This window comes from Taibaiella lutea, assembly GCF_008629695.1.
Classification (GTDB): Bacteria; Bacteroidota; Bacteroidia; order Chitinophagales; family Chitinophagaceae; genus Taibaiella; species Taibaiella lutea.
This window is the reverse complement of sequence record NZ_VWSH01000001.1, coordinates 50,754-67,418: the sequence shown is the minus strand read 5'-3', so window position 1 is coordinate 67,418 and position 16,665 is coordinate 50,754. Positions and strand designations below refer to the sequence as shown.

Genomic DNA, 16,665 nt, shown 5'->3' with positions numbered 1-16,665 from the left:
TTCTTCAAAATAATACATTTAAAGTCAAAAAAAATGGTGACCAAAATGGTGACCACGTTAAAATGACCAACATAATAAATTGATTTAGTGCTACTTACCACTTAAGGTGTGAGTCCAGCGGAATCACGAAAAGGACAAGTTAGAGAAATCTAAACTTGTCTTTTTTTTGCCTTCTAACGAGCTGCCTAAACAGGCAGATAATCCTTGCCTATTTAAGCCTTTGGAATTTCTTTCTTCCTTTAGAACATCCCGGACAGAAGCTGGTAGCTAATCAATGAAGAGTTGCCACTTATCAACATGGCGGACTCAGGGTAAAGGCTGTTTCTACAATCACAATTAACTCTGGCAGTTGAGGTATTATAAAGGATAGCAATATTCTGTATAATCCTCTTTTTTTACTTATTCCTATTTGTCCTTTCAAGCCATTCAGACCAATTGCTAACTTTAAATTGATAATTAAAATAGCTGCTGACATAGATGCTGTTTACCTGTTTCCAGCTTTTGAGCTCCGGCACAAAAGTAGGAGCAATTAAACCCTCGGCAAGGGCTGCCTTTAAATAAAAATCTGACCTTTCAGGATGATCCGGTGAAACAGCGTTGATTGTCATTTCAGGTACGCCTGCTTTGATTATACAATTGGTAATGCCGATACAATCTTCCAGATGGATCATATTTACGGGGGCCATTCCGTCCGGCACATTTTTTTTTGCTGAAAAGAACCTTCCCGGCATCCTCCCCGGTCCAACCAAACCTCCAAAACGGATAATACACGCAGTGATATAAGGACAATTAATAAACATAGTTTCCGCCTTAATCAATATCATACCGGAAGCCTTATCAGGTATTGGATGACTCATTTCGTCTACAACAGAATTTGAATCACCGTATACACTGATAGAACTAACAAAGATTACTTTTGAAACGCCAAAGTCCTGCAGGGCAAAACAGAGTTTATCCAATGCTGAAAGATATATCAATCCATCCATTTTAGAATTGGAACATATAACCAGGATATCACAACCAAAAAAATCCGGGCGGGTTTCAAGATTGAAATGTTCATCAAGTTTAAGCTTAAATGCTTCGATGCCTGCATCTCTGAGATCAGCCATTTTCGCCTCTGATGTCGTGGATCCTTTTACGTGATATCCTTGCGTTAATAAAGATTTCGCAAGTGCTTTACCGTACCACCCACAGCCCAATATGCTAATCGTTTCCATAGACTTAAATGAATAAAACTAAATAAAATGACTTCAACGAGAAAGCTAATTTTAATAGCTGCATACAATTTGCCGTTTTGGTAATGAATTTTTATAACCTGCATCAATTTGTACAGATTAATTTTCATCCTTTCCGTATTTTGTTCTGCAAAAATTGCTTTCACACTCACTAAAAAGTTATTTTATCACGACTAAAACTTCTTATTTTTTATGCTAAACCAAACATCTGCGAGTAGCGCCCTGAAAGATACACAAACCATCGAGACCTTATTTTCGACGGCATTAGGCCTTATATGCGGCGATGAATTTTCCGGCATTGCCGATCTTGCGGACGCACTTTTCAATCAACTAATGGGCAATTCAGTCCCAACACCAAATTATACAGCTGCCTTAAATCAATTATCCACCCAAATGAGCAGCCTTCAAAACTATATCAAAAATCTTGCCTCTTCAGTAGTATATCAAGAAGAGTGTTTTAATATAACAAGTACCATAACAGGCATGCAAAGCATGTTGGCACAGCCCGCTGCAAATCTGGATTATGAACAAATAGTTTCCATGTGCACCTTTCTTTCACCGGGCGCCTCTACCCTTAATCAGCCTGATTATCAAAGCGCAATAAATGATTTGCTTATCGCAACGTATGGTGCTGATGTAACTATTCAAACTTTACAAGCAAAAACTGCCCCGGCGCCCGGGGTAAATACATCGTGTCAGGCATTTGCAATTGCCAGCGATGGCACAGGAGCCCAAGGACAAGGTTTTTACGATTTTGTGCAGGCCCAGGTTAATTTATCAATTGCCGTTAGCATGATGATAGCAAGTATAACCAACACGGCTAATCAGGTATATACCTGTCTAAGTAATGCATCAAACCAACAAATTTGGCTCAGCGAGTTTACCGACGAAACTTTCCACGAGATTTTCACAAGTACTATAACAGGGCCAACTATGCTGGCGGAAGTCAGCAATCCCGTAGCAAGCACTTATGTTACCACGGTAATAGGACCATGTCTCATTAATGCACCACAAAGCCTATGTAGCTATTTGATTGACCTAATAGGTAATATGAATGCTAATGAACAAAAGCCTAACTCGGCTAATCCATCCTTTACATTAATCCATCCTTTACATTAATCAATCCTAATGCTTCAGATAGTTACAGTTATTCGGCACATTACGATCTCCAATTACCGCTGTCTCAAAATTCGTACCTGATGCCGTCATACTATAATAATAAACCTGGCAATCAGATATTACTGGAGGGGCCCAGTTTGATAGCGGGGCAAAACAACTATTACTTTATTTCTGAGCCGGAACATTTTGTAGGTGGTAGTAACTATACTCCAAATCCAAATCCTAACGTCTACATATTTGAGCTAATGGTGTATATGCCATCCCCTGATAAACTATATTGTATTTTAAAAAATCCTGCCTCAGGTTATGCTATCGGCAATACGGCCATAAATGATTACGGGCCTGCGCCGCTTCTCTGGTCTGCATCATATGATTGCACCAATCCTAATCAGCAATTTCAATTGCAGCTCCAATCCGGAAACGAATAATCACCATGAAAAAATAGTTTAAAAATCCTGTATGTAAGAATAACTGCTATTGCGCTCCTTTGTTTGCCCCGGGTATCTTTAACATTAACGTCTGTTTTGTGTTATATAGCTATGAACACAAAATAAAATAGCACTGGTAACCGGCGGTAGCCGTGGACTTGGCAAAAACATTAATTTGAAAGGCATTTTCTTTTTTTAACGCAGAAAGCTCTACCAATTTTAAACGACATGGGTTTGCCGGATGATATCGGCCCTGTTGTTATCTCTTTATTCCGAAGAATGACGTTGGGTTAACGGACAAAGGATTGAAGTTTCCGGTGGAATGAATTTGTAATTTTCAATTATAGTTAAAATATGAAACGTACCTATAAAAAAGAAGATTTCCCTGTAGATAAAATCAGAAGGTTCCTCGAACCTGGGCCAATCGTTCTGGTCAGTTCAAAATGGAAGGGGACAAACAATATTATGACGATGGGTTGGCACACCGTCCTGGAATTTTCACCTTCACTGATCGGCTGTATGATAACCTCGGCGAATCACAGTTACGAAATGATACGGAAGAGCAAGGAGTGTGTCATCAATATTCCTATAGTTGATTTGCTGGATGAGATAATCGGAATAGGAAACACGACCGGCGCCGTTACGGATAAATTCGCTGAATTTGGACTGACTGCGGAAGAAGCTGAAATGGTCAAGGCTCCGTTGATTAAAGAATGCTATGCCAACTACGAATGCAAAGTTGTCGATGGGCATATGCTTGACAAATATAATTTCTTCGTATTGGAGGTAGTTAAGGCTCATGTAGCAGTGTCTCCGAAGTTTCCGAAAACCGTCCATTATCGCGGCGAAGGCATATTTATGATTTCGGGGAAACAGGTCGACAGGCATGAAAAGTTTAAGAAGCAAAATCTTTAGCAAAACACAGAATTATTACAAATTCTTTAAGGTATTGTACTTCTGTTCAAGGCATATCTGATAGAGATATTTGAAGAGCTGATAATATCTGAACCATTTATGAGTTCAGTATTAATTTTATTAGATTATTATTAAAGATTTCGTTAACTATTTTTGTTGATGTTAAAGGTTCTTGAAGCGGATGTTGTCGAAAAATATTTCTATGTAAATCCTCTACTGTATGCGTAATTAAAATAGCCTTTTGTTGTGATAGTTCGTATATTTTTCTTTTGTGGCGAGTGTTAAATACTAAATTGTCAGGATCAACAATTCCTGCGTCAATATATCCCCTTGTTTTCTTGGCACACCTGCAAGGGTTGGATTTATTTACCAAGCCGCATCGCTTATTCATCCAATTATATAAGTCTTGCCTTGCTCTCATTAACCTGATGCGAAAATTACCTGTTGTAATTCCTAAAATTTCTGAACCTAAATTATGGTTAATGTCAAACATTTCGCCCAGTATGTATACCATTCTTTGTTCCCTGTCTAAGCAAAGCAACACTCCCGCTGTGCAGCTTATTCTGATTTCTTCTATTGTATCTGTGAGTTCAGTCTCTTCCGTTGCATTAAGTTCCTGAGCCGGAATATTGTCAATTGAATTGAAATAGCTTTCAAAGTCTATTGTTTTCAATTCGGCTTTACTCTTTTTTGTGTTTAAAAAGTGGTTTACAGTTATTCTATATAACCAGGTTCTGAATTTACTTTTTCCTTCAAATTTTGATAATGCAGTAATGGCTTTTATAAATACTTCTTGCGTTAAATCTTCAGCATTTTCAACACTTTTTGTCATTTTTAACGCAAGGTTGTAAATGAACAATTGATGTCTGACAATCAGGTTTTGTAATGCCTTTTTATCACCACCAATTGCTGATTTTACCAAGTCCGAATCTACTTCGTCTGTATAGTCTATTTGAAAAGGATTATCCATTTATTTTTAATAAAACCAAAGCAAACCATTAAGTTTGCTTTGGTTAATTTATAACTTAAATTTGCCTTAAACCTCCATCTACTGTCAATTCGTTACCAATAATATAGGACGAATCATCAGAAGCAAGAAATAGTACTGTTTTAGCAATTTCTTCCGGTTGTCCCCAACGTTTAACCGGGATTTGATTTGTAATAGCTTCACCTGCCGCTTTTAATACATCATCAGGTAAACCGATTTTCCCCCAAAGTGGTGTTCCTATAGCTCCCGGGCTTACGGCATTTACTCTGATTCCCCTTTCCGCTAATTCGGCGGATGCAACTCGGACAACAGAACGTAAAGCCGCTTTGCTGGCACTTAGTAAACTGCTACCGCCAAAACCAATACTATTTAACCAGGATGTTGTAATGACTACAGATGCATTATTGTTTAAATAAGGAATAGCTTTTTGAAGTGTAAAGTAAGCTCCTTTGAAATTTATATCTATCATTTCGTCAAAAAAAGCTTCTGTTGTTTCTGCAATCGTTGCCAGTTTTGCTTGTGCAGCATTTACGAATAAGATGTCAATTTTGCCAAATCTTGATTGTGTTTCATCGAATAATTTGTCTAAATCTGATTGATTGCAAACATCTCCTTGTACAGCAAAACTATTTGGTCCAAGTTCGCTTGCAGCTTCACTGATGGCTTGTTTGCCTCGGGCAAAAATTACAACTTTTGCACCGTTTGCGATAAATTCTTTGGCCGTCGCCAGACCAATCCCACTGCTACCGCCTGTTATTACGGCAACTTTGTTTTTTAATTTGTCCATTTTTATAATAATAATAGCAACATCATTGTTACTATTATTTGGACAAGGAAAAATGACCGTGTTACAAAAGTCGGAGAACAATCGTGAACGTTACCTTTATTAGAAATCATCCGACAAAAAGAAAATTATTACAAATGTAGATTATGGGTTTGATTTGATTCTCGCTAACAATTTCAAATCTTCTATAAAATGATTAGAGTTTTGTACCAAGGGGTTCACAAAAAGGACAAGTTAGAGAAATCTAAACTTGTCCTTTTTTTTGTCTTGCATGTATTTGCAAATATTTCTTTTCGGAAAGATATTCTAGCCACATTGAAGCGATAATAATAAGTCTTGATTTGTTACTTCCTGTTTCAAGCTAAATAGCTGACTTTTTGCTGGAATCCTTCAATGCAATCCATTGTAAATCCTAAATGCTCTTGCAACAAGCTCCGGCTTATTGTCATTCATTACTGCGCTCTGTTCGAACATGAAATAAAGTGACGCGGAATACAAAAGGCATACATAAATACGTCCTTATTTTATGCCCTTGGTTCTTTAACCTTTCACTATTATTATTTATAGAAATCAAGCGTTTTTACTTTCCTTAAGACATATATAACAATGTTATATAATTGTAGAGTGGCACTATAGTATGCATTCTGAAATCTCTATTGTTGTGCAACGCTAATTAAAAAATTTATGCATTTTTTAATTTTAAATTGTATAATTAATTTTTTTTTACTTAAATTATTTTAAAACAGGAATAAAGTGATGATTCTTAATCTATAAAATTGTATTTTTTTAAGAAAAATTATTTGATTGTCAGTTCAATAAGTATAATTTTTATTTGTTTTACACAACTATTCATTATTGTGTCCCTTATTGCATTTAATATTTTAATAGTATGTTTAATGAATAGATAATCTTTTGTTAAATAATTTAAGTATTGTTATTTTATTCAAAATATGTTTAGATATTGCTAAAAATTGCTTTTTTATGCATTTTTTAAAATTTGCCTGTTTTGGATGACGTTTTAACTACCCTTATTACTGAATGAAGAATGTAATTCCTTATATCCTATTGTTCCTTATTGCCATTTCAGGCAATAGCGGGTATATGTATGCTCAAATAGACTTGCCAGCTTCAATAATCGGTATATCAAAAGTCCATTGTGACTGGGTATATATAGATGGAGCCAACTTATATCAGGATATATACTTCATCTCAGACAATGAACGGGAGATAAATCTTTACTTAAAACTTTTTATAAAGAAAGCAAATGGAGACAGTTCTATTATCTATTCTATAGCCGCAAAGAACTTCAATGCTTCCAAAGGTGTCAATAGAGTGCTGCTATTAATTTGATTTTGTCATACAATAAAAGAAAACATTGGGAGACGGTTAAAGGGGTTATTACTCATTCAACTGTTACTGCTGTCAATTATGACACATCCGATTATGTAACATACCAGTTTTTTTATCAAGGAGTTCTTTATCAAAACAAAGAGAAATTTTCATATGAAGATGCTCCTTATGAGAAAGTTGATGTAATGGTTTATATCAATCCAAAGGATATTTATCAAAGCACAATTAAACCATTAGATATTATGCCCTCTTTGATAAATTTGTTCTTCTCTTTATTGCTTTTTATCGTAATTATTTTCTATAGAAAATTTGTTCAGGAATAGGAATAAATGTAGTTCCAACATGGAGTATGACTTTTGTGCTGTGGGTATATTCTGACTAACAGCTCACAACTACAGATGTACCGGTGTCGCAGGCAGGCAAATGTTTGACAACAATATCTTCTTCTCAGCAAGAAGAGTACAATGTTTGACAACAATCCTCCCTTCTCAGCAAGAAGAGCACAATGTTTAACAACAATACTTCCTTCTCAACAAGAAGAGCACAATGTTTGACAACAATACTTCCTTCTCAACAAGAAGAGCACAATGTTTGACAACAATACTTCCTTCTCAACAAGAAGGACCCAATGTTTAACAACAATACCTTCTTCTAAGCGGGAAGAAACGCAGCCGTTTGCTCATTTGTTCAGTCAGGCATTCGTGCAGACATTCGGATATTGTTTGTTGATATCTGATACTTGTCCGTAGTTTAACTATTGAATCAGCTTAAAGAAATCTTTTTTATACATTTCTGAAATGGGTATAATCTTCTCCCGGATTTTGATTTTATCTTTCTCAATGGCTTCAATTTTATCGACAGAAACCATGAATGATTTGTGTACTCTGCAAATAATATTTGAAGGTATTTGCAATTCAAATTCCTTGAAAGTCTGCAAAGTCATTATCTTTTTATGGATAGTATGAATTCTTCTGTAATCCCGCATGCCTTCTATGTAAAGGATGTCTGAAAAGGGGATTTTCTCAAGCCGGTACTCTGTTTTTACAAAAATGTATGACTTGTTTTTGACCGGTTCGCTTTTCTTCACAATGTCCTCTACTCTTTCTACTGCCTGTAAAAAACGTTCGAAAGTATAGGGCTTCAATAAGTAATCCACCACTTTAAGATCGTAAGCCTTCAGCGCATATTCATGATAGGCGGTAGTAAGTATCACGCCGCTTTTTATACCCGTGGCTTCCAACAGCTGAATGCCGGATAACTCGCCGATATTTATATCCAGAAACATAAGATCAACTTCATTTGACTTAAGATACAGAAGGGCATCCATGCCGTTATCAAATGTTTCTGACAGATTCAATGATGGCAGCTTCTTTATATAATTTTGAAGACGAACCTGTGCCAATGGTTCATCTTCAACGATTATGCAGTTTATCATTTTTGCGTAAGTATTAGTTTTACTTTATACTGCTGGTCTTTGTCTTCAATTTCCAAAGTGTGGTTTTCAGGATAAAGCAGCTCTATCCGTTTAAGCATAATTTCGTTTCCAAGTCCGCCTTGTTCCGGCTTTTCGGTTGGTGATACGGAATAAGAATTTTCGCAGTAAAAATCAATACGTTTGGGTTCTATAACAATCTTTATAACAATGGCGCTTCCTGTTCTTTTTTGTGTGGCATGTTTAAAGGCATTTTCAATAAAGGGAATAAATAACATGGGCGCTATTTCCTTGCCGGAAGGGTCGCCTTGTACAGAATATTCAACATAATTGGCATTAGCTGTTCTGATCTTTTGAAGGTCGATGTATTTGTCAATATAAGTCAGTTCTTTCAATAGCGGAATGGTTTCGGTTTTTGTTTCATAGAGCATAAAACGCATCATATCCGAAAGCTTATTCAGGTACAAAGATGCTTTTGCCGCATCTTCTCCGATAAGAATATCGATGTTATTAATAGTATTGAAAAGAAAGTGCGGATTCAGTTGCGATTTAACCAATGCGAGTTCCGTTTCCTGATTTTTTTTACTCAATGCCTCTTTCCATTTAATATCGGCATACCAGGTTATAAATCCTTTCATAACCATAGCAACAAGGCCATTCAACAATCCGTTAATGGAAATTATAATTAAAACGGGTATAAATGCCTGGGAACTTATATTGAAAATGGCATGGTCATAGCTGAGCATTAAGCAAAAGCAGCCCAGCACGCCGCAAAAAAGCGAAGTCAATATGGTAAATACAAACAACGCACCTATTTTCTTTCTGAATAAAAAGCGCGGGAACAATATGGCATAGGAAATATAGAATCCCGCAATAGCGGGCAATACCGCAAATGTCGACATGAAGACCAGCATATTGTTGAATATGATTTTATGCGGCTCTACATGTTTGGCTGTTGAAAAAATGAAAGCCGTCAGCAATACGATGAGCATAAGGTAAAGAAACCAATACCCCGCATGTAATAATATGACAACCCATTTTTTCATCTTACAGATCAGTTTTAGATTTTAAAATTAACAACTTAGCTTTTATCCTTTTTACTAAGATAGAGATAATAGCTAATAACAACGCCAAGTATAAAATAGCCTGCTGAAAATGCATAGATGTTTACAGGCAAGGGTTTGGTTTTATCTCCTGTGACTAATAAAATGGTATAACTATAAGGACTGAGATAAGCATATTTCCAGCCAAAGATAAGTATGATGGAACCCACCAGTAGCAATAACCCGACGCCGACAGGGATCAGGAAATTTTTGAATTGCAGGCTTAGCAGAAACTGTATAGCTATAACCGGTAAGCAACTGATAAATATCTTCAGATTTATCTCCATGAAGAAATAAAACGGGAAAGCTGCTGTTGGTAATCCGTGCCGGAATAGCAGGCTTGGAATAATGGCGGACAGCAGAATGCCGATATTGAAAATAATAAAGAATTTAACAACCATTAAGATGATGGCCAAAAGTTTGGCAGTAAATATGGTTGTCAGGCTTTGCGGTGTTGTATGCAATTGTTTCCATGTGTTATTCCTGTATTCTATCTGCGCAATTAAAGTGCTGCTAAGTATTACGCCGAATGGCAGAATAGCCATAGCCATAAACCTCCATATCTGGAAGAAGTATATTTTCCATACATTCTGCTGCCCGTGTATATCGTTAATAGTGCTATGGTCTTTTAAAAAAGATACTATAAACAAAACCGGCAGAAAAGAAGCGCCGATAATGCATAGCCATGAAGCCGCACTCCTTCTGGTTTTCATCCATTCGCTTTGCAAACTGTTTATAAAGTTCATTTGTTAGTTTTTTGTGAGGTCTATGAATATGGATTCCAAATCGTTGTTTACTATCTTAATCTGATATACTTCTATCTGTTCGTTTACAAATTGTTCATTAAGCCGCGACATCACTTCCCGTTCTGTTACGGGTAATATCAGCTGTCCGTTTTGCAAACTTGCTTTTATATTATTGCGGCTGACAATTTCAAGCGCCCGTTGCCCGTCATTTGTATCGATGGATATATTTGTGGCCTGTTGCTGCCTGGCCTGTAATGCCTGCATGGTTCCCTGAAATAAAAGATTGCCTTTATGAATGATCCCTACATCGGTAACGAGTTTTTCAACCTCACTAAGCAAATGGCTCGAAATAAGAATGGTTGTGCCTGATTCTTTATTCAGCCGCTTCAGTAAATCGCGGATTTCAATCATTCCGGTAGGGTCCAGGCCATTTGTAGGTTCGTCCAGTATCAATAACTGTGGTTTATGAAGCAATGCTATCGCTATTCCCAGCCGTTGTTTCATCCCTAAGGAAAATTTGGCGGTCTTTTTCTTTCCTGTACTACTCAGCCCGACAAGCTCCAGCACTTCTTTTATATTTGATGCAGAACATTGATATATCCTGCGCCATATCTTCAGGTTTTCCTCTGCAGTTAAATGCCCGTATAAAGAAGGTGATTCAATGAAAGTGCCCGTTCTCCTTAATATGTTTTGTCTGTTTTCATGCAAGGATTGATTGAAGATACGGATGTCGCCCTGTTGCTTTTTAAGCAGGCCCAGCAGGAGTTTCATGGTTGTTGTCTTGCCTGCGCCATTGGCGCCTAAAAATCCGTAAATTGATCCATTGGGAATATTTAAGTCGATATTATTTAAAACAGCTTCGCCCTCAGAAAAATGGTACGTAAGCGCTTTGGCCTCTATGCAATTCATAATTTTTTTTATTTAAGTTGATGTAATGGAATACCGATGGATACTTATTCTACCTTTTTAATACGTGTGTTTTCTTCTTCCTGTTTATTGTTGAATTGCCTGTTGATGCGCATATTGCCAAACCTGTAAGTAATGTTCAGGCGCACTCTTCTCGAATCATTCTTGGCATATTCATAATAAGTCTGATTTGGTAAATTGCTTTTTATACTGCCATAATCGGTGTAGAGCAAATCGTAAATTCCCAGCACAACATTCAGTTTATCTGCCATGAACCTTCTTTGCAATGCCAGATCTACTGAGCCTCTTTGGGAATAATGTTGAATGCCGTCGATATATGGTGTAGAATAGCGCGCATTTAATTGAAGCCTCATTTTTTGCAGTAATAAAAGATCGCTGTTAGCAGACAAATAGCCCATCAATGAATGCTGGTCAATACTTGTCTGATTAATGACGCCTTTTGAATTGCAGAATGCTGTCATACCTGATAGCTGTAGATTAAACGCATTGCCCCATTGTTTTTGAAACGTAAGGCTATACGATAGAATGGTGCGCGATGCAAGGTTATCAATCGTGTCGATCTGTACGCCTGCCGCTTCATCGGAATAGGTGTAACGATATATACTATTACTGTATTTAGTAAGGCCGATGCTGCTGATCAGCAAGTTATTGTAGTTGTAATCCAACGTCAGGTTATGACTGTACTGCGGTAACAAATTGGAATTGCCCGTTCCGTAATTCAGTTCGCTGAAAAACAATCTGATAGGATTCAATTGATCGTAAGCAGGCCTGTCGATGCGATAGCTATAGGTAAATTGGAAACTGTTTTTTTCGCTTTGCTTATAGGCGAGGCTCATGCTTGGAAATAGGTTGAAGTAATTGCGATGCAGCTTTTCTTCATTTGTTTTATTAACAGCATTCACTAAGGTCTGTTCTGCTCTCAGCCCGCCTTGCAGGGAAATGTTTCCGAACGATTTCATTGCATTTACATAGCCTGCAAAAATTTGCTCTTTGTAACGGTATATGCTTGAAAACGCAGGGTCATTATAAAACTGGTCTGTTCCCGGATAGCTACGCAACAAGTTGTTGTCGCTGTTATTTTGTACAAAGCTCGACTTCAACCCCGATTCCAGTACCCATGTATTGAAAAGTGTTTTGGTGAAATCCAGTTTCTGTGTAAATACCTGAAAGTTCAAATCCATTAAATTATTGTAGGCTTTGTCGGGTAAGCTTTCGGAATGATTGCTGTCATAAAACACATTTTCATTAGCCCGGGATTCATTGTACCTGAAATTGGTATAATCTGCTGTAAAGGAGACTTGAGTGCCGGAGGTATCAAATAAATGCCGGGCGTAAAGAGTAATTGACGGACTATTATATTTATCAACGTTTTCCGTTGTAAAGTCCGTTTGGTTATAGGGGAGAGGGGCGTTATGTAAATTTGTTTCAGCTAAAAAATGATCGGAGCTTTTTCCCGGTGAGGTTCGGAAATTGAGGCTCATCATGGTTTTGGGACTTAGTTCGTATTCCAGCTCTGCATTTATATTAATGGAATGTAGTTGAGTATTATCGCTGCCTGTTGTACGGATAGACTGCAAATCATTGGCAGTACCTATGGTCCTGTTCATGCTGAAATCAGTTAAGGGGTTACGACGCAGGTAACTTATATTGCTGAATAAGCTAAGTTTATCTGATCTGAAATTGAGCGATGCATTTGCGCCGCCGCCAAAACGTTTGCCCATGCCAAGGCTTGTCATAATGCTGCCGTTATATCCTTTAATCTTTGATTGCTTCGTTACAATATTAATCAGGCCTGCTGTTCCGGCGGCATCGTACTTAGCTGGCGGGTTTTTAATCAGTTCAAGAGAAGCTACAGATTCTGTGCTCATGTTACTTAACAGCAACATCATTTGTGCTTCCGGGATTTGTTGCAGTACGCCATTAATCATAAAGCGCACGCCTGCTTTAGCATTAACCGTAATATTGTTATCTGCGTCCAATATCACGCCCGGCAAAGTTTTAAGTAACTCAATAACTGTGCTGCCCGATGCTAAAGGATTATTGGCAGTAGATAAAATAATCTTGCCATCTTTAAATGACAACCCGGATTTTAACGCATTTATTGAAACCTCGTTTAAGGAGGTTGTTTTCAGATGTAATACAATGTCGGGCAGCGCAATTTTTGTACTGTCCTTTAATGTAATAATAGCGGAAGTGTAATTATAAAAGGAAGGGTAGTTTATTTGCAGAAAATAATTGCCATCGGCTATTGCATCAAAATGGAAGTTTCCATTTTCGCTTGTCTCCTCTTTCTGCATCTCCAGACTGTCTTGCATCCGCATCAATGCTACCATGCAATGTCCGGCAGGAGTAGTGGCAGCTTCTAAAGCAACATTGCCTTGTATGGAGCTTTGTGCATTGGCTGTAGTGATAGCTGATAATACTAACAGACCGCCCAGATATTTTCGAATAATCATTGTAAATAGTGATTTAGAATTCGAAAATAGAACGAAGCAGATGTTTTATTTTTAGTGATATGCCAACAAGCCCTGTTTGTCTGCAAGTCCCTGCTTTTAATCTGCAAGTTCAAAAATGCCGGGGTCTATTTGTTGCTCTTCAATAGCGCTCCTTCACACAAATACACTGCGCTTTAAGTGGCATACTTGCTTAATAGGTATGTTTTTCCCTTTTAATCAATTGGATTTGATATTTCAGCGCGGCCTTAAAATAATTCAGGACAGGCCGCTTTAAAAGCGGCCTGTCCTGAAATTTAAATTTATTTATACTACAAGCTGAGCTTTGTGAATTTTTCTGTTTTAATAAAATGGCCATCCTTGTCTGTAAACCGGATCATGTAAACACCATTTGAAAGGTTGCTGATGTCTATTGCTTTTACATTATCCTTATTGATAAAAACTCTGCCATCCATACCGGTAATGTTGATGTTTAAAGCAACCGGTGAAAGAATATTCAAAATGGAATTAGCCGGATTCGGATAAATTTGAATACTGTTCTTTAGTTGCTCTACATTCTGTATGGCAACCACATTGCTTATTGCAAATACATCCGAAGTGTCTGTGCAGCCACCCGGGTTTGTCACCACGACCGTATAGTTGCCATTCTGTGTTACCGTATAGGTCGGATTCTGAGCACCGTTTATGATTTGCCCGTTAAAGAACCATTGATAGCTTGTATGGGTATTCACCGTACTTAATACAAAACCATTAGCTGTTATAACCGCCGGAAGAACGGGGCGTACATATACATTGAATTGTAATGCAGTGCTGGTATCACATCTGATCACCTTTACCGTTATCTGTCCGCCTGTACCATTTGAAGTCACACTTATACTGTTGGAATCACTTGCGCCGGACCATCCGGCAGGTATTGTCCAGATGTAGCCATCAGCTCCTGCTATTGCCGTAGTAGTATAAAGTTGAGTGCTGTTGGCGCAGATGCTGTCAGGGCCGTTTAATGATATGGCATTTACGGAAGTACAGAATTTAGCAAGAAATACGGCAATGCCACCTGCATATGTGGTAGAGAAGCTACCCGGTGTTGCTATGTTATTCGGGCTTGCCGTGCCACCTGAAATGTAGGCATTCCCTATATTGTCAAATCCCACAGCTATGCCTTCATCTAAAGAATTGCCACCATAATAGGTGCCGAAAATCTGGTTGCCACTTTCATCAAATTTTGTCAGGAAAACATCATCCTGTCCGCCGCCGAAAGTTGTCTGGTGGCTTCCCGGAGTTGCTATACTATCAGTGCTTGTAGTAAAGCCGCACCAGAAAATATTATTTGAAAGGTCACAAGCTATCGAACCTCCGTTTTCATTTCCGCTACCGCCATAATAAGTACCCCAGGTTCTGGTGCCTGCAGAATTAAATTTCACAAGGAAAGCATCTGTGCCCCCTCCGGATGCAGACTGATAGCTGCCGGATGTTGCAATTCCGGTTGTACTGGGTGTTTGTCCGGAAATATATACATTGTTATTTTTATCGCAGGCTACAGGACGCATATTGCCATTGTTTTCATCGGCAGTGCCACCATAATAAGTAGCCCATTGCCTTACACCCGCACTATTGAATTTAACGAGGAAATCATCGAAGCCACCGCCATTTGCAGGTTGATGACTGCCGCTTGTAGAGATAGCGGAAGCACTATTGGTATGGCCTTCCATATAAACAAACCCTAAACGATCGCATGCAACACCATCACCCTGATCATCTCCGGAGCCACCATAAAACGTTCCCCATTGTTTAATACCGGATGTATCATATTGCACAAGGAATGCGTCTTTAGGGCCGCCGCCATTGGTGCTTTGATGACCGTTGCTGTATATATTGTCATTACCTGTTGTATATCCTGTAAGATAGACATGGCCGAATTCATCTGCTGCACATAAACCATTATATTCATCGCCTGAACTGCCGCAGTATGTAGCCCATATTAAGCTGCCTGAGCTGTCAAACCGGGCAAGATAATCATCTCCGCCGCCACCTGCATAAGTTGCTTGTGCGCTTCCTGCTGTAGATATCCCGGTTGTACTCAAAGTAATACCTGAGATATAAACCCTGTCATGCTGGTCGCAGGCAAGTCCAAAACTGTAATCCAGTGTCGGGCCGCCATAATAAGTTGCCCATAACCTGTTGCCATCACTATCGAATTTTGCAAGAAAGGCATCAAAGTCTCCTGCATTCGTATATTGATAGCTGCCAACTGTTGCTATATCCATGCTCATCCAGGAGGCACCTGTAACATATACATGCCCGCTGTTATCGCAGGTTAATACAGTACCCAAATCAAAACCTGCGCCGCCATAATAGGTAGCCCATTCCAAAGAAGGGTCAATAATCAAAGTACCTTTATATGCAGCCAGTTTAAAACTCAGCACATTGTTTTTTAATTGGAATTCAGATGATACCGTGGTCTTGGTGTTTTCATTAATGCTGTAGGAATAAGGAGCTTGTTCTTTGATATTGCCCATAGGCGTAAATGCCTGAAGGCTCCCGTCTTCATTTAATTTCAGTGATGTGCTTCCTTCGTATTTCAGTTGGATTAAAGCCGCATTGCCACCGGGATGCACGACAAAGTCATACTTCAAAACTTCTGCGCCATTTGCATCACGGTTGGCGTAGATTACCCAATCAATATCAGGATACACATTCTGATAAGTAACTTTACTATAAGAATGAGCAATGGTGCCGTTCAGTCCTAAATGAGCGAGGTAATATTTTTCAAAATAAGGCTGAGTTCCCTCTTTTATGACAGAGGCATCAGGATTGGCACCTACAAGGGAAACATCCATGCGATACGTATTGCTCTTCTTATTAAGCAAGGATTGGATGTCTTTGGTATTGATAGCATCATGTTGTTGCCATTGATAGTGTAAAGATGCATTTCCAATCAGCACATTGACTTCCGGGGTTTCCATTCTGAACTGAATATCGGATCTTGGATGCCCGTTTTGGTCAGTAATCTGACCTTTATTTTCAATAAGTAACAAATGATTTTGCTGATGCCATGACTCTGACGGAGATTTTGCGAACGAACATCGTCCGGCAAGCAGGCAAGCAGAAAGTAAAAGAATCCTTTTCATTGTCGTGTTTTTATTATGAAAAATTGATTGATAAAAGGAAAAGTAAGTGGTTACTGA

At 38.3% G+C, this 16,665-nt stretch carries 13 protein-coding genes; 4 read left to right on the top strand and 9 right to left on the bottom strand.

The window, feature by feature from the left end; genetic code table 11:
- Positions 1-395: 395 nt before the first annotated feature.
- Complete coding sequence (locus F0919_RS00290) at positions 396-1,217, bottom strand: NAD(P)H-binding protein (protein ID WP_150030718.1); 822 nt, start codon at positions 1,215-1,217, stop codon at positions 396-398.
- 210 nt (positions 1,218-1,427) lie between these two features.
- Here F0919_RS00290 and F0919_RS00285 point away from each other — a divergent pair, with 210 nt between their 5' ends.
- From F0919_RS00285 to F0919_RS00275, 3 genes are all read left to right on the top strand, one after another.
- The gene (locus F0919_RS00285) at positions 1,428-2,354 is read left to right on the top strand and encodes a hypothetical protein (protein WP_150030717.1); all 927 of its coding nucleotides are present in this window, start codon (positions 1,428-1,430) and stop codon (positions 2,352-2,354) included.
- A gap of 80 nt (positions 2,355-2,434) precedes the next feature.
- The gene (locus F0919_RS00280) at positions 2,435-2,782 is read left to right on the top strand and encodes a hypothetical protein (protein WP_150030716.1); all 348 of its coding nucleotides are present in this window, start codon (positions 2,435-2,437) and stop codon (positions 2,780-2,782) included.
- 354 nt (positions 2,783-3,136) lie between these two features.
- Positions 3,137-3,697: a flavin reductase family protein gene (locus F0919_RS00275; protein ID WP_150030715.1), complete on the top strand. Its 561-nt coding sequence runs from the start codon at positions 3,137-3,139 to the stop codon at positions 3,695-3,697.
- A gap of 97 nt (positions 3,698-3,794) precedes the next feature.
- Here the strand turns inward: F0919_RS00275 and F0919_RS00270 are convergent, their stop codons facing one another.
- Entirely contained in the window at positions 3,795-4,667 is an 873-nt protein-coding gene (locus F0919_RS00270) for an RNA polymerase sigma factor (RefSeq protein WP_150030714.1), read from the bottom strand.
- 55 nt (positions 4,668-4,722) lie between these two features.
- Positions 4,723-5,472: an SDR family oxidoreductase gene (locus F0919_RS00265; protein ID WP_150030713.1), complete on the bottom strand. Its 750-nt coding sequence runs from the start codon at positions 5,470-5,472 to the stop codon at positions 4,723-4,725.
- A gap of 1,035 nt (positions 5,473-6,507) precedes the next feature.
- On the opposite strand from F0919_RS00265, the gene F0919_RS00260 reads away from it, so the two are divergent.
- Positions 6,508-6,819, top strand: a complete 312-nt coding sequence (locus F0919_RS00260; protein ID WP_150030712.1) for a hypothetical protein — start codon at positions 6,508-6,510, stop codon at positions 6,817-6,819.
- A gap of 754 nt (positions 6,820-7,573) precedes the next feature.
- Here F0919_RS00260 and F0919_RS00255 read toward each other — a convergent pair.
- The 6 genes from F0919_RS00255 to F0919_RS00230 all read right to left on the bottom strand — a co-directional run bounded on the left by F0919_RS00255 (position 7,574) and on the right by F0919_RS00230 (position 16,608).
- Positions 7,574-8,254: a LytR/AlgR family response regulator transcription factor gene (locus F0919_RS00255; RefSeq protein ID WP_150030711.1), complete on the bottom strand. Its 681-nt coding sequence runs from the start codon at positions 8,252-8,254 to the stop codon at positions 7,574-7,576.
- Positions 8,251-9,297 (bottom strand): sensor histidine kinase, encoded by a 1,047-nt coding sequence (locus tag F0919_RS00250; RefSeq protein WP_150030710.1) that lies wholly within the window; start codon positions 9,295-9,297, stop codon positions 8,251-8,253. Before F0919_RS00250 ends, F0919_RS00255 begins: the two co-directional genes overlap by 4 nt.
- Positions 9,298-9,332: 35 nt before the next feature.
- On the bottom strand, positions 9,333-10,100 hold the full coding sequence (locus tag F0919_RS00245; RefSeq protein ID WP_150030709.1) for an ABC transporter permease: 768 nt from the start codon (positions 10,098-10,100) through the stop codon (positions 9,333-9,335).
- A 3-nt stretch (positions 10,101-10,103) separates the two neighbouring features.
- Complete coding sequence (locus tag F0919_RS00240) at positions 10,104-11,009, bottom strand: ABC transporter ATP-binding protein (protein ID WP_150030708.1); 906 nt, start codon at positions 11,007-11,009, stop codon at positions 10,104-10,106.
- A gap of 44 nt (positions 11,010-11,053) precedes the next feature.
- The gene (locus F0919_RS00235; RefSeq protein WP_150030707.1) at positions 11,054-13,483 is read right to left on the bottom strand and encodes an outer membrane beta-barrel family protein; all 2,430 of its coding nucleotides are present in this window, start codon (positions 13,481-13,483) and stop codon (positions 11,054-11,056) included.
- Positions 13,484-13,791: 308 nt separating this feature from the next.
- Entirely contained in the window at positions 13,792-16,608 is a 2,817-nt protein-coding gene (locus F0919_RS00230) for a DUF7948 domain-containing protein (protein WP_190277197.1), read from the bottom strand.
- Positions 16,609-16,665 lie beyond the last annotated feature (57 nt).